Here is a 17,439-nt window from a genome sequence, read left to right on the forward strand (position 1 = left end):
TAAACAGTATCATTTAGAAAGAGGGGATTACTATGCAATTAAGAGTTTCAGCTGTTCAATATGATCTTCATACGATTCATTCCTTTGAAGATTTTGCTAAACAAGTTGAACATTATATAAAAACGGCACAAGAGTACGACGCTGAATTTGTGCTGTTTCCAGAATTTTTCACAACACAATTAATGTCAATCGGGGACCCACATGGGGAAGCGTTATTGATTAGCGATTTACCTGATTTTACAGATCAATATCGTTCACTATTTATGAGCCTAGCGATTCAATTCAATATGCATATTATTGGTGGAACACATGTTGTTCGCAAAGGTGACAAACTATATAATGTAGCTCATTTATTTTATCCAGATGGAAGAATCGCTGAACAAGCGAAGCTGCATATGACGCCAACGGAAGTAAACGAATGGAATATGGCTCCTGGTGATGGGCTTGAAGTGTTCGAAACGGATAAGGGAACGATTGCGATGTTAACGTGCTATGACATTGAATTCCCTGAAATCGTTCGAATGGCAAAGGCAAAGGGAGCAGATGTGATTTTCTGTCCATCTTGTACGGATGAGCGTCATGGTTTTCACCGTGTACGTTATACAGCCCACGCTAGAGCAATTGAAAATCAAGTATATGTTGTTACAACTGGTACAGTCGGAGCACTGCCAACAGTTGATTTTATGAGAGCGAATTTTGGACAAGCTGCAGTTATTACACCGAATGATATCCCGTTCCCGCCAAGAGGCATTCAAGTAGAAGGGGAACTCAATCAAGATATGATTGTCACGGCAGACCTTAATTTAGAGCTTTTATATAAAGTTCGTGAAAGTGGCTCTGTTACGACGTGGAGAGACAGACGTACAGACCTTTATACGGATTGGGAAAAACAAGAAGACTTAGCGATAAAAATATAAGAAGGTAAAGGTGAGAAACAATGGAATATCATCGAATTACAAGCATAGAAGATCCTTTATTTAAACAAATGCATGAATTAATGCAAAAAGTATTTCCACCAGAAGAAGTACTGGAATTTGAGCTTTGGAGAGAACCTTTAGAAGACCCAAGTATTCGTGTTTTCGTTGCGATTCTTAATGGCAAAGTCGTAGGTGCAACAGAATACCGTTATTATGAAGACTTTAATGTTGCGATGACAGACTTTACGATTATTGGCGAAGCGGGTCTTGGAATTGGACCTTTCTTAGCAGACAAAAGAGCAGAGGACTTACATGCCTTAGCTTCTGCGAACGGAAAGAGTTTATTCGGGATGTTTGCGGAAATCTATGATCCGTATAAAGTGGAACAATATGAATTCGGTGGCGTAAAGCCAATGGATCCATATGTTCGTCGTGAGGTTTTAGCTCATTTAGGCTACAAGCGTCTTGATTTTCCTTATGTTCATCCATCTTGGAACAATGACGGCGAGGCAGTTAGTGGACTTGATCTTTGCTTCCTTCCAATGGAAAAAGGCACAAGTGAGCTTCCAGCAGAATTGATCGTGAAATTTTTAAGACGATATTACGCTGTTCTACCAAATAAGCCTGAGTCTTGGAATGAAATGGTTGCTGGCTTAGAAGCAAAAGAGAAATTAGCATTAATTACATTTTAATAAATTCAAGAAGATCCTCGTTTTTTCGGAAGCGAGGATCTTTTACTTTTTCTTTTATATAAATCGTTCATGAGCCTATACTCTTAACCTAGGATGGAAAAACCTTATTTTTTCTTCTCACTAATCAATTTCTATAAAAATAAAAAAGGAATTTAAAGGAAGGTAGAGAATGAATGTATTAATTTTGATTTTCTTTTAAACGTGCCACTAACTCTGACCCCGTTCTACTAATATGAGCAGAGATGAGAGAAGAAGCTTTTTTGCTGTCTTTATTTTTAACAACCTGTAATATTTCTTGGTGCTCTACATTAGATTTCTCTAGTTGACCAGATATAATTTGTGGTGTTTCTTGAGGGAAGCCGTTCCATAACGTTTCAATAAATGTTGTTAATCTAGTCCAATGACAATGTTTAATCAACAATTTATGAAAGATAATATTTGATTCAACAAATGCATCAATCGATTTTGCCGTACTCATTTCATTCACTAAGTCTTCAAGTTGATTGATCTCATCTTTTGTCAGGTGTTCGACACTAAGCTCAACCGCTTTGCTTTCAAGAAAAGATCTTAACTCATATATTTCGATAATATCTTCCATTTTTATTGGCTTAATAATAGCTCCTTTATGAGGTTCAAGACTGACTAATCCCTCTGTTTCGAGCTTTCTTAATGCTTCTCGAATTGGCATTCTACTTACACCCATCGATTCAGCTAATTCAGATTGAACTAATCTTTCACCAGGCTTGAAATCACCTTTTAAAATAGCTTTTCTTAATACACTACATACTTTAAGGTGAAGAGTGTCTCGTTCTTCAATTCGAAGATCAATTTTATCTTTCATACGGAATGACCCCTTCTATCTATAAATTAATAATCTAGTTTCAGTTTATGAAATGAAGGTGCTAACTTACAGTAAGGATAGCGGATCCATAAAAAAAAGTCTACATTTTTAGATTAGACAATCTTTAGATAAATACTTTTCGTAGAATAAACAATAAATAAATTTAAGAAAATTTTAAAAAGTGTAGACAAATGATATTGGATCCAGTATCCTAAATGTAGCTGTTAGATTGTAATAATGGATCCAGTATCCTTTAAGTATGGTTTTGAAGGCGCTTTAAAAACCTTTTTATTTTATTTGGAGGTTACGATGAATGAATCTATCTAAAAGTGTAACCATTAATGAAGTCGCTTTAAGAGATGGACTTCAGCTTGAAGAAAAGATTTTAACGGTAGCAGAGAAAAAGTTGCTTTTCGAAAAGTTAGAAAATGCTTCTATTTTAAATGTTGAATTTGGTTCTTTTGTTCATCCGAAAGCAGTACCACAAATGGCTAATTCTAAGGAGTTGTTTATGGATATTGGCCAAAAAGAGCATGTAACCTTAATCTCTTTAATTCCTAATTTAAAAGGTGCGCAAATAGCTGCCGAATTAGGTGTTAAAGAAGTCAATTATGTATTTTCAATCAGTAATACCCATAACGAACAAAATGTAAGGAAATCAACAGAACGATCGCTAGAAGGATTTAAAGACATTAAGCTCTATTGTGATCTTCACAACATTGTTGTGGACGTCACGCTTGCGACCTCCTTTGGCTGTCCTTTTGAGGGGAAGATTTCCGAAGAGAAAGTATTAGCCTTAACAGATCAGTTGATAGAGAATGAAGCTCATATTGTCACATTTGCTGATACGACAGGAATGGCAAACCCAGAACAAATCTATAGATTAATGTCAAAAGTAAAGCAAAAATATCCGCAACAACTGTTTGGTCTACACCTTCACAACACACGTGGGATGGGTTTAGCAAATATTATTGCAGGAATGCAAGCTGGCATTAATCGATTTGACACAGCTCTTGGGGGAATAGGCGGTTGTCCATTTGCTCCAGGTGCGACAGGAAATGTTTGTACAGAAGATGTCGTGCACATGTTAGAGGAAATGGGAATTCAAACAAACATACAAATCGACCCATTATTAGAGGCGTCACATTTACTTAAACAATTACTTGGACAACAACTTCCTAGTTATGTCGCAAAGGCAGGAAAAAGTACGAGGAAATATCCCGTTCCAAATCAAGCTTAATGTAAAAAAGAGGTGAAAACATGGAGACAAAAGAAACGGTTCACGTTAGTAAACATGATCATTTAGATGGCATTTACACGTTAACATTCAACAGGCCTAATGCAATGAATGCATTATCTACTCAAATGGCGCTCGATATCATCAGCTCTCTTGAGGAATTAAGGAAAAAGGATGATCTAAGGGTGCTTGTGATCACAGGCTCTGGTGAGAAAAGCTTCTGTGTTGGTGCTGATCTTAAAGAAAGAAAAGGAATGGACCAAAAAGAGTGGCATGAACAGCATCGAATTTTTGAACAGACGGCAGAGAAGATTCGGACATTTGACTATCCAATTATTGCGGCATTGAATGGATATGCTCTTGGTGGGGGTCTTGAATTAGCACTTAGTGCAGATATTCGTATGGCAGCTGAACATACGGAAGTCGGATTTCCAGAAGCAAAAATCGGTATTATACCTGGAATTGGAGGAACACAACTGATCCCAAGAGCAATTAGTGTCGGCATAGCTAAAGAAATTCTCTTTAGAGGTAATAGAGTAAATGCTGAAATAGCAAAACAGTTAGGGCTAGTGAATCATATTTTTCCTAGTAGTAACCTTTTAGAAAGCACCTATGAAATTGCTAGTGAGATTGCTAGAAATGCACCGATATCTTTAAAAATGATTAAAAAAGCTGTGGATACTGGATTACAAGTTGATATAAATACGGCTTTGTCAATTGAACTTCAATGCTACTATAAATGCGCAGATAGTGAAGACCGTATAGAAGGAATTGAGTCATTTAATGAGAAGAGACTACCTCAATGGAAAGGCTATTAACTTTTATAAAATAAAAAACTAACAGGTAAAGGGGTAATGTTGATGACACAAACAACATTAGATCATGATTTGATTCGTTCTAGTGTAAGGGCACTATGTGAAAGGTTTCCAGAATCATATTGGCGTGAAATTGATGAAAAGAAGGCTTATCCTACTGAATTTATTAAAGCGCTTACGAATGATGGTTGGTTGTCTGTCTTAATTCCAGAAGAATACGGCGGGGCAGGCTTAGGGATGACTGAAGCTGGTATTATTCTTGAAGAAATCAATCGTTCAGGAGGAAATGCTGGCGCTGGACATGCGCAAATGTATACAATGGGTGCGCTTTTAAGACATGGAAGTGAAGAGCAGAAGCAGCGCTTTCTGCCTGATATTGCAAGTGGTGCAAAACGACTGCAAGCATTCGGTATAACAGAGCCGACTGCAGGTAGTGACACAACCAGTATTACGACTGTCGCTGAAAGAAAAGGGGATAAGTACATTCTTAATGGACAGAAAATTTGGACTTCAAGGGCGGAGCATTCTGATTTAATGATGATTCTTGCTAGAACAACGCCGAAGCATCTAGTCGAGAAGAAAACAGATGGCCTGAGCTTGTTCCTATTAGATATGAAGGAACAAGCAGATAAACTGGATATTAGACCAATTGACACGATGATTAATCATGCTACAACGGAAGTTTTTATAGAAAATGCTGAAGTTCCAGTTGAAAACTTAATTGGAGAAGAAGGAAATGGATTCCGTTATGTGCTTGGCGGGATGAATGCAGAGCGGATATTGATTGCTTCTGAAAGTATTGGCGATGGTCTTTATTTTGTTGATAAGTCCGTTCAATACGCGAATGAGCGAATTGTCTTTAATCGTCAAATTGGCCAGAATCAAGGTGTACAATTTCCGATCGCAAAAGGATATATGGACATTCAAGCTGCTAAATTAATGCGTGATCGAGCTGCCGAGTTATTTGATGCAGGAGAAAATTGTGGAAGTGAGGCAAACATGGCAAAATATCTAGCTTCTGAAGCAACATGGAGAACCGCAAACGCTGCAATGGATACGTACGGTGGTTACGGTTTTGCAACAGAATATAACATTGAGCGCAAGTTTAGGGAAGCTAGACTGTTCATTGTTGCTCCTGTTACCAATAATCTTATCGTAAGTTATGTAGCTCAACATATTCTTGGACTCCCTCGTTCATTTTAATATTTTGTAAATCGATGAAAAACATTTCTAAGGAGGTGATAAATGGATTCTTGATTCTATTTTTAGAAAGAAGTTGATACTGTCGAGACTGAATGAAAATTTTTTTTTAACAATAAAAGAAAGCGTTTACAAAAAAGGGAGGTTGTTTGAAATGTTTAAAAAGTTTCTTTTCAGTTTGATGTTGACCTTTAGTTTGATACTACTAGCTGCATGTGGTGGTGATAGCGAGGCGGATGGACCAGTAGATTCGTCTGCTGATAGTGAAAATGGTGAAGCAACGGATGCTACAGCAACAGAATGGCCTTCTAACATTAGAATAGGATCTGCTTCTCAAGGTGGTACGTATTACATTTATGCAGGAGGGATTTCAACTTTATTAGAGGAGCATTTAGATATTACAAGTAATGTTGAAGTAACAGGTGGACCCGTTCATAACTTACAAATGGTCAATTCTGGAGATCTGGATTTAGGTCTCGCGACATTAGCTCCAGCGTATGAAGCATATACTGGAACTGGTGACTGGACTGGTGGACAGACGATGCCTGATCTACGAATTGCATTTCCGATGTATACGACACCATTCGTATGGTGGGCTACAGAAGAATCTGGTATCACCGAACTTTCTCAAATTGAAGGACTACAAGTTGGTGTTGGGCCAGCTGGAGGAACTCCAGGGACGTATAATCCAATTATTCATGAAGCACTAGAATTGAATACACAAAATATCCAAACAGGAGCAAATGATATGGCCTCACAAATGCTAGATGGTCAATTAGATGTTATTGGTTTCTCGGCAGGAACACCAATCGCCATTATTACCGAGATTGAAGCGCAAAGAGATATTAATCTTTTTGGTTTGGACGGAGAATATCGTGATCGAATCTTAGAGAGGTATCCATATTTTTATGAATATACCCTTCCAGCAGACTCTTATAATTCTTTAGAAGAGGATATGGAGACGGTAGCGGTATTTAACTTTGGTATCGTACACAAAGATGCAAATGAGGATTTTGTATATAACTTAGTTAAAGCTTATCATGAAAATATCGATCAACTCATACAAACTCACTCATCAGCAGAGGAAGCAACGGTAGAAGCTATTTTAAATAATGAGCAAGTCCCACTTCACCCAGGTGCTATTCGTTATTACGAAGAAGTAGGGATTGAGCTTCCAGACTCAGTTTATCCAGAAGAATAGATTGAAATAATGAGGGTCTGACCTCTAGTCATAAATATCGAGTTGAATCTTACTTTCACGATATATGAAGCTACTAGTTGCGGTCAGATCCTTTATCATTTTTCCTCTTCTAGATTTTATAAAAAGGAGTTGAAAAAACTTGAAGAAAAACAAAAAACAAATAGAGAATGTAGAAGCCAGTGACACAATAAACGCTACTAATGCTCCTAAAGTAGAAGAAGAGCCAGAATATACAATGGCTGAAAGAAAGCTTTCAGGTGTTACGCGTTACTTGTTTGGAACAATTGCTGTCATCGGGGTACTTTTCCATCTTTATATTTTAAATTTTAACCCAATTGATCCATGGATTTTCCGCAGTACCCATTTAGCTTTTGGGGCTATTCTAGCTTTTATGCTGTACCCAGGATGGAGAACAAAATCAAATAAAGTCTCCGTTATCGATTGGATTTTAATTGCAGCGACTATTTACATCGCCTTTTATATTTACACAAATTTAAATCAAGTGCTATTCAGGTTCGGTGTCGCCCCAACTGAAATGGACTTTTATGTTGCACTAGGTGGGCTACTGATTGTATTTGAATTAGCAAGAAGAACGAGTGGATGGATGCTCCCTGCATTGGCTGGTATTTTTGTTTTATATGCATTTATCGGACCATGGCTTCCAGGTATTTTTCATCATCAAGGGTATTCAGTACAACGTTTTGTCACGTATATTTATGGCCTAGACGGTATATTTGGTGTCACACTCGATGTCTCATCGAAGTATATCGTTCTATTTATCGTATTTGGAGCATTTCTGCAAATGTCAAAAGTAGGTAATTATTTTATGGACATTGCATTAGCTACAGCAGGTGGATTAAGAGGTGGACCAGCAAAGGTTGCTGTCTTTTCTTCTGCTCTTATGGGAATGATGAATGGAACTTCAGCAGGTAATGCGGTTGCTACTGGGTCACTTACGATTCCACTAATGAAAAAAGTCGGATATAAAGCAAGGTTTGCGGCAGCAACCGAGGCGACTGCATCAGCTGGTGGACAGATTTTACCTCCAATAATGGGGGCAGGTGCCTTTATTATGGCAGAAATTTTGGGTATTCCTTACTCACAAATTATCTTAGCCGCTATCATTCCAGCTTTACTGTATTTTATTTCTGTTTATTTTATGGTTGATTTTGAAGCCTTAAAGCAAGGAATGAAAGGTTTACCGAGAAATCAGCTTCCAAAGTTAAAAGATATTGCGAAGAAACTGTATCTTATTATTCCAATCGTAGTGCTCATTTACATGCTGGTAAGCGGATATTCTATTATTCGTTCAGGTACAATTGGAATTATTGCTTGTCTAGTCATTAGTTGGATCCATCCATCAACTCGAATGGGAATCAAAAAAATATTGCTTGCATTAGAACTAGGTATGAAAAGTGCCCTACAGTTAATTTCTGTTGTTGCATGCGCTGGTATTATTGTCGGTGTCATTGCGCTAACTGGGGTTGGTATGCAATTTAGTTCAATGCTCCTTTCCATTGCTGATAATAACTTACTTCTTGCATTAATTTTTGCAATGCTATTATCAATCATCTTAGGAATGGGAATGCCAACAACGGCTGCCTATGCTGTGGCTGCTTCTGTTGTGGCACCTGGGTTAATTCGTATAGGAATTGATCCATTACTTGCCCATATGTTTGTGTTTTATTATGCCGTTATTTCTGCTATTACTCCGCCAGTTGCACTTGCTGCGTTTGCAGCCGCAGGGATTGCCGGAACGAATCCTATGAAAACGGGAGTACAGGCATTTAAGTTAGGGATAGCTGCATTTATCGTTCCATTTATGTTCTTTTATAGTCCACAGTTATTACTCATGAGTGATTCGTGGATTGAAATTACATTTGTTGCTCTAACGGCTGTTGTAGGGGTGTATCTCTTAGCCGCGTCTGTTCAAGGCTGGTTTTTTAAAACAACAACAAATATTTTTACAAGTATAATGTTATTTGTTGCCGCGATCTTATTAATGTTATCGAATGTTATGTTGAATGTTATAGCATTGTTAATTGTTACTGGTGTAATTTTCCTTCAAATAAATAAGAAGAAACATAAGGTAGGAGCGACCAATTTATCTCAATAACATTGTTATTAGGTATTTAGAGATATGCTAGCAAGCTTAAGCAGTAAACCGAACCAAACTCATAAAAAGAATGGTGTTCGGTTTACTTTCTTAACTTGTCAGAAAAAGATCAGCTGAACAAATAAAAAAGACTAAGTGATTCGCCATTAAGCTGTGCGAGAAGCCCAGTTTTTCTAACATTGCAGACTCTGTACAGTTAACAAAAACATAGACTTTTTAAAAAGGATCTTGTATCCTTTAAATGAATACAATTTTCAGTAAAATGAGAATTAACTTAACAATTCAACGATTATTCATCAATTTAAATTGGATCCAATATCCATAATATTGATCTTCATCACATGTCATCAATGAATAAAAAAGGAGGGGACATATATTTATGGAGGTAAAAAAGCTAGGCGTAGGGAATACAACTAGTAGCATAACAAAGCATTTTGTACTCGCTCGCCTACATTCATTAGCAGGACTTATTCCACTTGGTTTATTTCTGATCGAGCATTTTTATACGAATGCGACTGCCATTCTAGGAGCTGATACCTACAACAGGCAAATTGCATTCCTACACAATATTCCATTCGTCCTTCTGATTGAAATTTTCTTTATTGCCATTCCATTAATCTTTCATGCAGTCTATGGTATGTATTTAACATTTATTTCAAGAAACAATACGTTGACTTATTCCTATCGTCGAAATTGGCTGTTTTTCTTTCAAAGAATAACTGGAATTGTAACATTGATTTTCGTTGTATATCATATTTGGGCCCTACGCATCTCAAATGCCATTTCAGGTACTGAGGTAAGCTTTCAGGTAGTGAGTGAACATTTACAAAACCCTTGGATATTTGCCTTCTATGTGGTTGGGATTATTGCTACAACATATCACTTTGCTAATGGGATTTCTACAGGACTCATTACGTGGGGGATCACAATAGGTAAAGCTTCACAGAAAATGAGCTCTCGAATTTGTTTAGGTGTTTTTATTCTTATGACTGTCATTGGAATTATGACGTTATTTGCTTTCGTATAAGCATCTACAGAAAGAATTATGTGCAAAAAAGTCGGAGGTGATTGATGTGACTACAGAAAATTATATTGTCATTGGTGGCGGGCTAGCAGGCTTAATGGCTACGATCAAGATTGCAGAGACAGGTGGTAAAGTAAAACTATTTTCGCTCGTCCCAGTAAGGCGTTCGCATTCCGTTTGTGCTCAAGGTGGAATAAATGGAGCCGTTAATACAAAAGGAGAAGGCGATTCTACTTGGGAGCATTTTGATGACACGATCTACGGGGGGGATTTTCTTGCTAACCAGCCACCTGTTAAAGATATGTGTGACGCAGCACCAGATATTATCTATTTACTTGCTCGAATGGGTGTCCAGTTCAATCGTACGGAAGAAGGAAAAATTGACTTTCGCAGGCTAGGTGGAGCTAAATATTCGCGAACAGCATTTGCAGGAGCAACGACAGGACAGCAAATTCTTTATGCATTAGATGAACAAGTGCGAAAATATGAAGCTAGTGGGCTCGTAGAGAAATATGAGCATTGGGAGTTGTTATCGTTAGTTTTAGATGATGACAAATGCTGCAAGGGCATTATTGCACAAGACTTGAGATCAATGGAAATAAAAGATTTTCGTTCGGATGCCGTTATTTTGGCTACGGGTGGAATTGGAAATATTTATCGAAAAAGCACCAATTCAACGATCAACACAGGAAGTGCTCATAGTATTGCGTACCAACAAGGAGCACATTATGCAAATGGTGAATTTATTCAAATTCATCCAACGGCCATACCTGGAGATGATAAATTACGGTTAATGTCAGAATCAGCTAGAGGAGAGGGAGGAAGGGTTTGGGTCTATAAAGATGGAAAACCGTGGTACTTCTTAGAAGAGAAATACCCAGCATACGGCAACCTCGTTCCAAGAGATATTGCCACAAGGGAAATTTTTCACGTTTGTGTCGATCTTAAGCTCGGTATTAATGGTGAGAATATGGTGTATCTAGATCTCTCTCATTTGCCAACAGAAAAACTAGAAAAGAAGCTAGGCGGTATTTTAGATATTTATGAGAAATTTGCAGGTGATGATCCGCGTAAAATCCCAATGAAAATCTTCCCGGCTGTTCATTACTCAATGGGGGGCTTATGGGTTGATTATAACCAAATGACGAATATAAAAGGATTATTTGCTTGCGGAGAATGTGAATATCAATATCACGGAGCAAATCGCCTTGGTGCAAACTCTCTTGTATCGGCGATTTATGGTGGAATGGTCACAGGGCCTAACGCTGTTAATTATGTAAAAGAGCTTGATAAATCTAGTGATGACGTTTCAAATTTGATTTTTGAAAAAGCCAAGGCTTATCAAGAGGATCAAGTGGCCCAAATTTACAAAATGGATGGGCCAGAAAACCCTTATCAGCTTCATGTCGAGATGAGTGATTGGATGGTTGATAATGTAACCGTTGTCAGGTATAACGACCGCCTGCAAAAAACAGATGAAAAACTACAGGAATTATTAGAAAGATGGAATCATATAGGGATTGATGATGTTTCCAAATGGCAAAATCGAACAGTAACGTTTGTGAGACAGCTGCGAAATATGATGGAGCTAGCAAGGGTAATCACATTAGGTGCTTTAAATAGAAATGAAAGCAGAGGTGCTCATTTTAAACCAGAATTTCCTGCACGTGATGATGAAAACTGGCTCAAAACAACAATAGCAAAACATACAGAAAATGGACCGAAATTTAGCTATGAACCAGTTGATTTAGCCTATATTAAGCCACGTGCTAGAAGGTACGACGTCGTAACGAGCAGTAAAGATGAGGAAGTTAAAGAACGTAGGAGTAAGGAGGAGGTTAAATGAATCAGACAGAGAAAAAGGTTCTCCGTTTTAAAGTGAAGCGTCAGGATGATTTAAATCAATCCTCTTATTGGGAAGAATTCAACGTTCCTTATCGTCCGAATATGAATGTCATTTCTGCGTTAATGGAAATTCAACGAAACCCAATCAATAGAAAGGGAGAAAAAGTACGCTCTGTTACATGGGATTACAACTGTTTAGAAGAAGTATGTGGAGCCTGTAGTATGAGAATTAATGGAAAGGTAAGGCAAGCGTGTTCAGCTTTAGTCGATCAGCTTGAACAGCCGATTATACTTGAGCCAATGAGTACATTTCCAGTTGAAAAGGATTTGGTTGTGAATCGTGAAAGAATGTTTGAAGCCTTAAAGAAAATCAAAGGCTGGATTCCTACCGATGGCACATATGCGCTTGATGAAGGGCCAGATATTTACCAGGTTGAACAACAGGAAGCATATAAATATTCTACCTGTATGACATGCGGTTGTTGCTTAGAAGCTTGTCCAAATGTTAATAGTGGCTCCCCTTTTATCGGACCGCAAGCAATAGCACAAGTTAAATATTTCAATATGCATCCAACTGGAGCACAGAAAAAAGATGAACGAATGGCGGTTATTGTTGGAGAAGAAGGAATATCAAATTGCGGAAACTCGCAAAATTGCGTTCAAGTTTGTCCGAAAGAAATTCCGTTAACGACAGCTTTAGCGGAATTAAATAGGGATGCGAATCGATTTGCTATGAAAAGCTGGTTTAAAAAATAGTATATAAAATCTATCGCTCTCTCGTAAAAAGGAAAGGCTTACATTGATTGCTGTTAAGAAGGAGGTTTCATCGATTGAAAGTCATTGAATATCAAAGCATTGTTGATAAAGTTTCTGAGATGTGTCAGGAAGCGAATTATGAGCTTGGTGAAGACGTGGTTAATGCATTTAAATCATCGCTCACGACAGAAAAATCTGAAACAGGAAAAAATGTATTGAATCAATTAATTTTAAATGCTGAAATTGCATCGACTGAGAGAGTGCCAATGTGTCAGGATACTGGTGTTTCTGTTTTTATTGTTGAATTAGGGCAGGACTGTCATATTACTGGTGGCAACCTAAATGATGCTATCAACGAAGGCGTAAAAAAAGGCTATGAGGAAGGATATTTACGGCACTCGATCGTAGACCATCCGATTACACGTGAGAAAAGTAAAGGCTACAATACCCCTTCGATTATTCATATTGAGGTGGTACCAGGTGATCAACTCACTATTCATATGTCTGCAAAAGGTGGCGGCAGTGAAAATATGAGCACGTTAAAAATGTTAAAGCCATCAGATGGAATCGAAGGAATCAAAGAGTTTATTTTGGAAACGGTGAAAGTCGCTGGTCCAAATGCGTGTCCACCACTGATCGTCGGAGTAGGAATAGGGGGTAATTTTGAGAAGTCTGCTTATTTAGCAAAAAAATCATTATTTCGCCCAGTAGGTAAAAGAAGTTCTCTAGTTGAAATTGCGAGCTTAGAAGAAGAATTAATGGAAAAAATTAATAAGTTAGGAATTGGTCCTCAAGGAATGGGTGGAAGTACGACAGCACTGGACGTGAAAATAGAAATTGCCCCATGCCATATTGCTGCATTGCCTGTAGCAATTAATTTAAATTGTCATGCAAGTCGTCATAAGGAAATCCTATTGTAAGTGAGGTGATTCAATGTCTGCGATCAAAATTACGACACCATTTAATGATGAAATAACGAAGTCACTAAAAGCAGGAGATCGAGTCTTAATCAGTGGTACGGTGTATGCGGCAAGAGATGCTGCACATAAACGAATGATAGAAAGTCTTGAACAAGGCAAGGAGCTTCCATTTGATATAAAAGGAAAGGTGATCTACTATGTTGGTCCGACTCCTGCAAAACCTGGAAGTGTGATCGGTTCTGCAGGTCCAACGACGAGTGGGCGAATGGATAAATATACCCCGACACTCCTTGATTTAGGTTTAAAAGGCATGATTGGAAAAGGATATCGTGATGAGGCTGTGATTCAATCGATTGTAAAGAACAAGGCTGTATATTTTGCCGCCATAGGAGGGTCTGGCGCCTTAATTGCACGTTCGATTAAAGAAGTAGAAGTGATCGCTTATGAAGACTTAGGTCCAGAAGCGATTCGAAAAATGGTGATTGAAGATTTTCCAGCCGTAGTTATTAATGATGCCTTTGGTAATGATTTGTATAAATCAGGCTCAGAGATTTATCGCGTAGATTAACATATTAAGAGGGAGGTCGTTTTCATGTTGCCATTAGAAGGAATTACAGTCGTTTCATTAGAACAAGCGGTTGCAGCTCCATTTGCGTCAAGACAATTAGCAGATCTTGGAGCACGTGTAATTAAAGTTGAACGCCCGATAACTGGGGATTTTGCAAGAGGATATGACACAACGGTAAAAGGGATGTCTAGTCATTTTGTCTGGTTAAATCGTTCTAAAGAATCACTAAGCCTCGATCTGAAACAACCAGAGGCGAAAGAAGTATTGGAAAAAGTCATTGCAAAAGCAGATGTCTTTATTCAAAATCTGGCTCCTGGCGCAATCGATCGCTTAGGTTTTAGCCCTGAGGAACTGAAAGAAAAATACCCTCATCTCATCATCTGTTCGATTTCAGGTTACGGATCATTTGGACCCTATACGATGAAAAAAGCATACGACTTACTGATTCAATGTGAAGCTGGCGCTGTTTCGGTTACTGGTACAGAAGATACACCGTCGAAAACGGGAATGTCGATAGCCGATATTGCTGCAGGAATGTATGCTTATTCTGGTATTTTAACAGCATTGTTAACACGGCATAAAACGGGAAAAGGAACGATCATGGAGGTTTCGATGCTTGAAGCTCTAGGAGAGTGGATGGGGTACCCAATGTATTACTCTGGTTATGGTGGAACGGAGCCAAAACGTACTGGGGCTAGGCATGCGACCATTTTTCCATATGGTCCCTTCCAAGCTGGCGATCAAAAGCTTGTCTTTTTAGGAATTCAAAATGAAAGAGAATGGGTTCAATTTTGTCAACAGGTTATAAGACAACCAGATTTGGCTAACGATAGTCGATTTGATAGTAATTCAAAAAGAGTCGAGAATAGTGACACATTAATTACAATCATTCATCAAGTGTTTGAAACATTAACTTCAGATGAAATCATTGATCGACTTGAAGAAGCAAAAATAGCAAACGCTAGGCTAAATACAGTAAAGGATTTCATTAATCATCCTCAGCTTAAGGCCAGAAACCGCTGGAAGGAAGTTAATTCTCCTGTCGGTCCAATCCAAGCCCTTATCCCACCAGTGACGTTTGATAGTATTGATAACGTGATGAACCCGATACCAAAAGTCGGTGAACATACTGAGGAGATTATGGAGGAGTTAGGAATAGACGCTGAAACAATCATTAAATGTAAAACATCTTTTGTTTAAACCTTTATTGGATCCAATATCCACAATAATGAGAGGAGGTTAAGGATATGAATTGTCGCTCCTACTTATTTGTACCAGGAAATAACACGACTGTAATTGAAAAAGCGATGAATTCGCCTGTAGACGCTGTCATTATCGATTTAGAGGATGCAGTGGCTATAGCAGAAAAGGAACATGCCAGAAAACGGGTAACTGCATTTTTACAACAAAAGGTTAAATTTAAACAAACGTACATTCGCATAAATGATTGCCATAGTTCATTTTTGGAAAAGGATGTAGCAGCAGCTGTACAATCAGGTGTTCACGGCATTATGTTACCAAAGGCAGAGTCAAAAAAAGAGCTAGTAATGGTTTGTGAACTGATCCATCAACAAATGAAGCTATTAGACTTAGGATCTACTCCGTTTGAGGTAATCCCTCTTATTGAAACTGCTAAAGGTGTAGAAAATACAATGGAAATTGCTTCAGCACATTCATTAATCTCAAGAGTTGCCTTTGGTTCGATCGACTATTCATTAGATATTGATTGTGAATTAACAAAGGACGGCATGGAACTATTATATGCGCGTTCAAAAATTGTAAACGCTTCAAGAGCTGCAGGGATTGAGAGTCCAATTGATGCTGTTTATCCTAATTTAGGTGATGAAAAAGGGTTTTTGAACGAGACAGAACGTGCTAAAATGCTTGGCTTTAAAGCGAAGTTGATCATTCATCCAAAGCAGATTGATGTTGTTCATAAGGTTTTATCACCTAACCAAGAGGAGTTAGAAAAAGCTAAAACGATTGTAGCTGCATTTGAAAAAGCTGAGAAAGACGGAGTAGGGGCAGTAACAGTCGGAAATCAATTGGTTGATTATCCAGTTTATAAGAGAGCAATGAAGCTTTTAAAAATAGAAGAATAACCATTCAAAGTGAAACCTATATTAAAAAATAAATATTTCCAAATTCCAAGACTGATGGATACCCCCTTTTAGATTAATCTGAGAGGGGTTTTATATTGGGGAAATCCATTTCTTTGGTTTGTTTAAAACTGTACGGTTCTTTTAAATACATAGATAAAATTGTTCGTTATTAAGCATAAAAATTGTAATTTAGGGGTTTAATTATCTGTATTTTCATAATATACTTGCTTTAAGTTCTTTAAAAAGAACGAAAAGATCTTAATAGAAATCAACTCTTATGTGGTTTGTCTTTTGAAGAATAGTACAGCTCTTGCTTTTTATATTCCATTTGTAATTTTGGAGGGGAAAGATAATGATTGATAAAAAAGAAAAGCTTGATTATGAATGGGTAAACCTTATTCTTGAGGCAAAGCAACTTGGGTTAACGATTGAGGACATCAAAGATTATTTTGAACTAGGCAAACTGAAAACTAATACCTAGATAAAACATATGCTTTTCTGCCCATATTCTAGTCACACCCGTGGATTATTTACAGAATAACCTCCACACTGCTATAATTATAAGTAATACATAAGTGAGAGAGGAAAAGATATTCATGATAGGTGAGCAAGTTAAAAAATATAGGCTTGAAAAAGGTTTATCTTTATCCGAACTAGCTGAAAAAGCTGGAGTTGCAAAATCATACTTGAGTTCAATTGAAAGAAATATTCAATCCAATCCTTCCATCCATTTCCTTGAAAAGGTTGCAGCAGTATTAGGTGTTGCTGTAGAAACATTGTTAAATGAGGGAAAGGATAATAGAGAAGAGAAGCTTGATGCGGCTTGGATTGAATTAGTTAAGGAAGCAATGGACTCTGGTATAAGTAAAGAGCAGTTCCGTGAATATTTAGAATTTAATAAGTGGAAAATTGAGAAATCTGACAAATGATCATATAGAAAACCCTAGTTCATTTATGTATAACTAGGGTTTTCTATATTTACTCATGATCATTTGGTCGATTTAATGACTCAACTAGTTGAAGAAATTCAATATCTAGGGCTTCTGAAATTTTTTTTAATACAATAATGCTCGGGTTTTTTTGTAATCCTCTTTCAATATAACTAATGTATGATTTAGACACTCCCGAGATTACAGCAAGTTGATTTAATGTCATTCCTCTTTTTTGCCTTAAAGCCCTAATAATCCCCCCATTCATATGATTAT

At 37.6% G+C, this 17,439-nt stretch carries 18 protein-coding genes; 16 read left to right on the forward strand and 2 right to left on the reverse strand.

Annotated features, from left to right (window positions below; translation table 11 throughout):
• Window positions 1-32: 32 nt before the first annotated feature.
• Both IQ10_RS07055 and IQ10_RS07060 read left to right on the forward strand, forming a co-directional pair.
• Window positions 33-917, forward strand: a complete 885-nt coding sequence (locus IQ10_RS07055) for a carbon-nitrogen hydrolase family protein (protein WP_144449762.1) — start codon at window positions 33-35, stop codon at window positions 915-917.
• Window positions 918-937: 20 nt separating this feature from the next.
• Window positions 938-1,609 (forward strand): GNAT family N-acetyltransferase, encoded by a 672-nt coding sequence (locus IQ10_RS07060; RefSeq protein ID WP_144449763.1) that lies wholly within the window; start codon window positions 938-940, stop codon window positions 1,607-1,609.
• Between the two features lie 178 nt (window positions 1,610-1,787).
• Here IQ10_RS07060 and IQ10_RS07065 read toward each other — a convergent pair whose 3' ends face one another.
• Window positions 1,788-2,450 (reverse strand): GntR family transcriptional regulator, encoded by a 663-nt coding sequence (locus IQ10_RS07065; RefSeq protein WP_144449764.1) that lies wholly within the window; start codon window positions 2,448-2,450, stop codon window positions 1,788-1,790.
• A gap of 313 nt (window positions 2,451-2,763) precedes the next feature.
• Here IQ10_RS07065 and IQ10_RS07070 point away from each other — a divergent pair, with 313 nt between their 5' ends.
• The 14 genes from IQ10_RS07070 to IQ10_RS07135 all read left to right on the forward strand — a co-directional run bounded on the left by IQ10_RS07070 (window position 2,764) and on the right by IQ10_RS07135 (window position 17,163).
• Complete coding sequence (locus tag IQ10_RS07070; protein ID WP_144449765.1) at window positions 2,764-3,690, forward strand: hydroxymethylglutaryl-CoA lyase; 927 nt, start codon at window positions 2,764-2,766, stop codon at window positions 3,688-3,690.
• Window positions 3,691-3,710: 20 nt separating this feature from the next.
• Complete coding sequence (locus IQ10_RS07075) at window positions 3,711-4,505, forward strand: enoyl-CoA hydratase-related protein (protein WP_144449766.1); 795 nt, start codon at window positions 3,711-3,713, stop codon at window positions 4,503-4,505.
• Window positions 4,506-4,541: 36 nt separating this feature from the next.
• The gene (locus IQ10_RS07080) at window positions 4,542-5,705 is read left to right on the forward strand and encodes an acyl-CoA dehydrogenase family protein (protein WP_199757394.1); all 1,164 of its coding nucleotides are present in this window, start codon (window positions 4,542-4,544) and stop codon (window positions 5,703-5,705) included.
• Between the two features lie 151 nt (window positions 5,706-5,856).
• Window positions 5,857-6,903: a TAXI family TRAP transporter solute-binding subunit gene (locus IQ10_RS07085; protein WP_144449768.1), complete on the forward strand. Its 1,047-nt coding sequence runs from the start codon at window positions 5,857-5,859 to the stop codon at window positions 6,901-6,903.
• A 139-nt stretch (window positions 6,904-7,042) separates the two neighbouring features.
• The gene (locus tag IQ10_RS07090; protein WP_242009777.1) at window positions 7,043-9,019 is read left to right on the forward strand and encodes a TRAP transporter permease; all 1,977 of its coding nucleotides are present in this window, start codon (window positions 7,043-7,045) and stop codon (window positions 9,017-9,019) included.
• Between the two features lie 379 nt (window positions 9,020-9,398).
• Window positions 9,399-10,046, forward strand: a complete 648-nt coding sequence (locus IQ10_RS07095; RefSeq protein WP_144449769.1) for a succinate dehydrogenase cytochrome b558 subunit — start codon at window positions 9,399-9,401, stop codon at window positions 10,044-10,046.
• 94 nt (window positions 10,047-10,140) lie between these two features.
• Window positions 10,141-11,889, forward strand: coding sequence for a succinate dehydrogenase flavoprotein subunit (sdhA, locus tag IQ10_RS07100; RefSeq protein ID WP_144449884.1), 1,749 nt, complete (start codon window positions 10,141-10,143; stop codon window positions 11,887-11,889).
• Window positions 11,886-12,644, forward strand: a complete 759-nt coding sequence (sdhB, locus tag IQ10_RS07105) for a succinate dehydrogenase iron-sulfur subunit (RefSeq protein ID WP_144449770.1) — start codon at window positions 11,886-11,888, stop codon at window positions 12,642-12,644. The genes sdhA and sdhB overlap by 4 nt, the downstream gene beginning before the upstream one ends.
• 74 nt (window positions 12,645-12,718) lie before the next feature.
• Window positions 12,719-13,564 (forward strand): fumarate hydratase, encoded by an 846-nt coding sequence (locus IQ10_RS07110; RefSeq protein WP_144449771.1) that lies wholly within the window; start codon window positions 12,719-12,721, stop codon window positions 13,562-13,564.
• Between the two features lie 13 nt (window positions 13,565-13,577).
• The gene (locus tag IQ10_RS07115; protein WP_144449772.1) at window positions 13,578-14,132 is read left to right on the forward strand and encodes a Fe-S-containing hydro-lyase; all 555 of its coding nucleotides are present in this window, start codon (window positions 13,578-13,580) and stop codon (window positions 14,130-14,132) included.
• Between the two features lie 24 nt (window positions 14,133-14,156).
• On the forward strand, window positions 14,157-15,332 hold the full coding sequence (locus tag IQ10_RS07120) for a CaiB/BaiF CoA transferase family protein (protein ID WP_144449773.1): 1,176 nt from the start codon (window positions 14,157-14,159) through the stop codon (window positions 15,330-15,332).
• A gap of 47 nt (window positions 15,333-15,379) precedes the next feature.
• Window positions 15,380-16,234 (forward strand): HpcH/HpaI aldolase/citrate lyase family protein, encoded by an 855-nt coding sequence (locus IQ10_RS07125; RefSeq protein ID WP_144449774.1) that lies wholly within the window; start codon window positions 15,380-15,382, stop codon window positions 16,232-16,234.
• A 352-nt stretch (window positions 16,235-16,586) separates the two neighbouring features.
• Window positions 16,587-16,715, forward strand: coding sequence for an anti-repressor SinI family protein (locus tag IQ10_RS07130; RefSeq protein ID WP_144449775.1), 129 nt, complete (start codon window positions 16,587-16,589; stop codon window positions 16,713-16,715).
• Window positions 16,716-16,830: 115 nt separating this feature from the next.
• Window positions 16,831-17,163 (forward strand): helix-turn-helix domain-containing protein, encoded by a 333-nt coding sequence (locus IQ10_RS07135; protein ID WP_144449776.1) that lies wholly within the window; start codon window positions 16,831-16,833, stop codon window positions 17,161-17,163.
• Between the two features lie 49 nt (window positions 17,164-17,212).
• Here the strand turns inward: IQ10_RS07135 and IQ10_RS07140 are convergent, their stop codons facing one another.
• On the reverse strand, window positions 17,213-17,431 hold the full coding sequence (locus tag IQ10_RS07140) for a helix-turn-helix domain-containing protein (protein WP_144449777.1): 219 nt from the start codon (window positions 17,429-17,431) through the stop codon (window positions 17,213-17,215).
• Between the last annotated feature and the right edge of the window lie 8 nt (window positions 17,432-17,439).

Source organism: Halalkalibacter nanhaiisediminis (assembly GCF_007830185.1).
GTDB lineage: Bacteria > Bacillota > Bacilli > Bacillales > Bacillaceae_D > Halalkalibacter > Halalkalibacter nanhaiisediminis.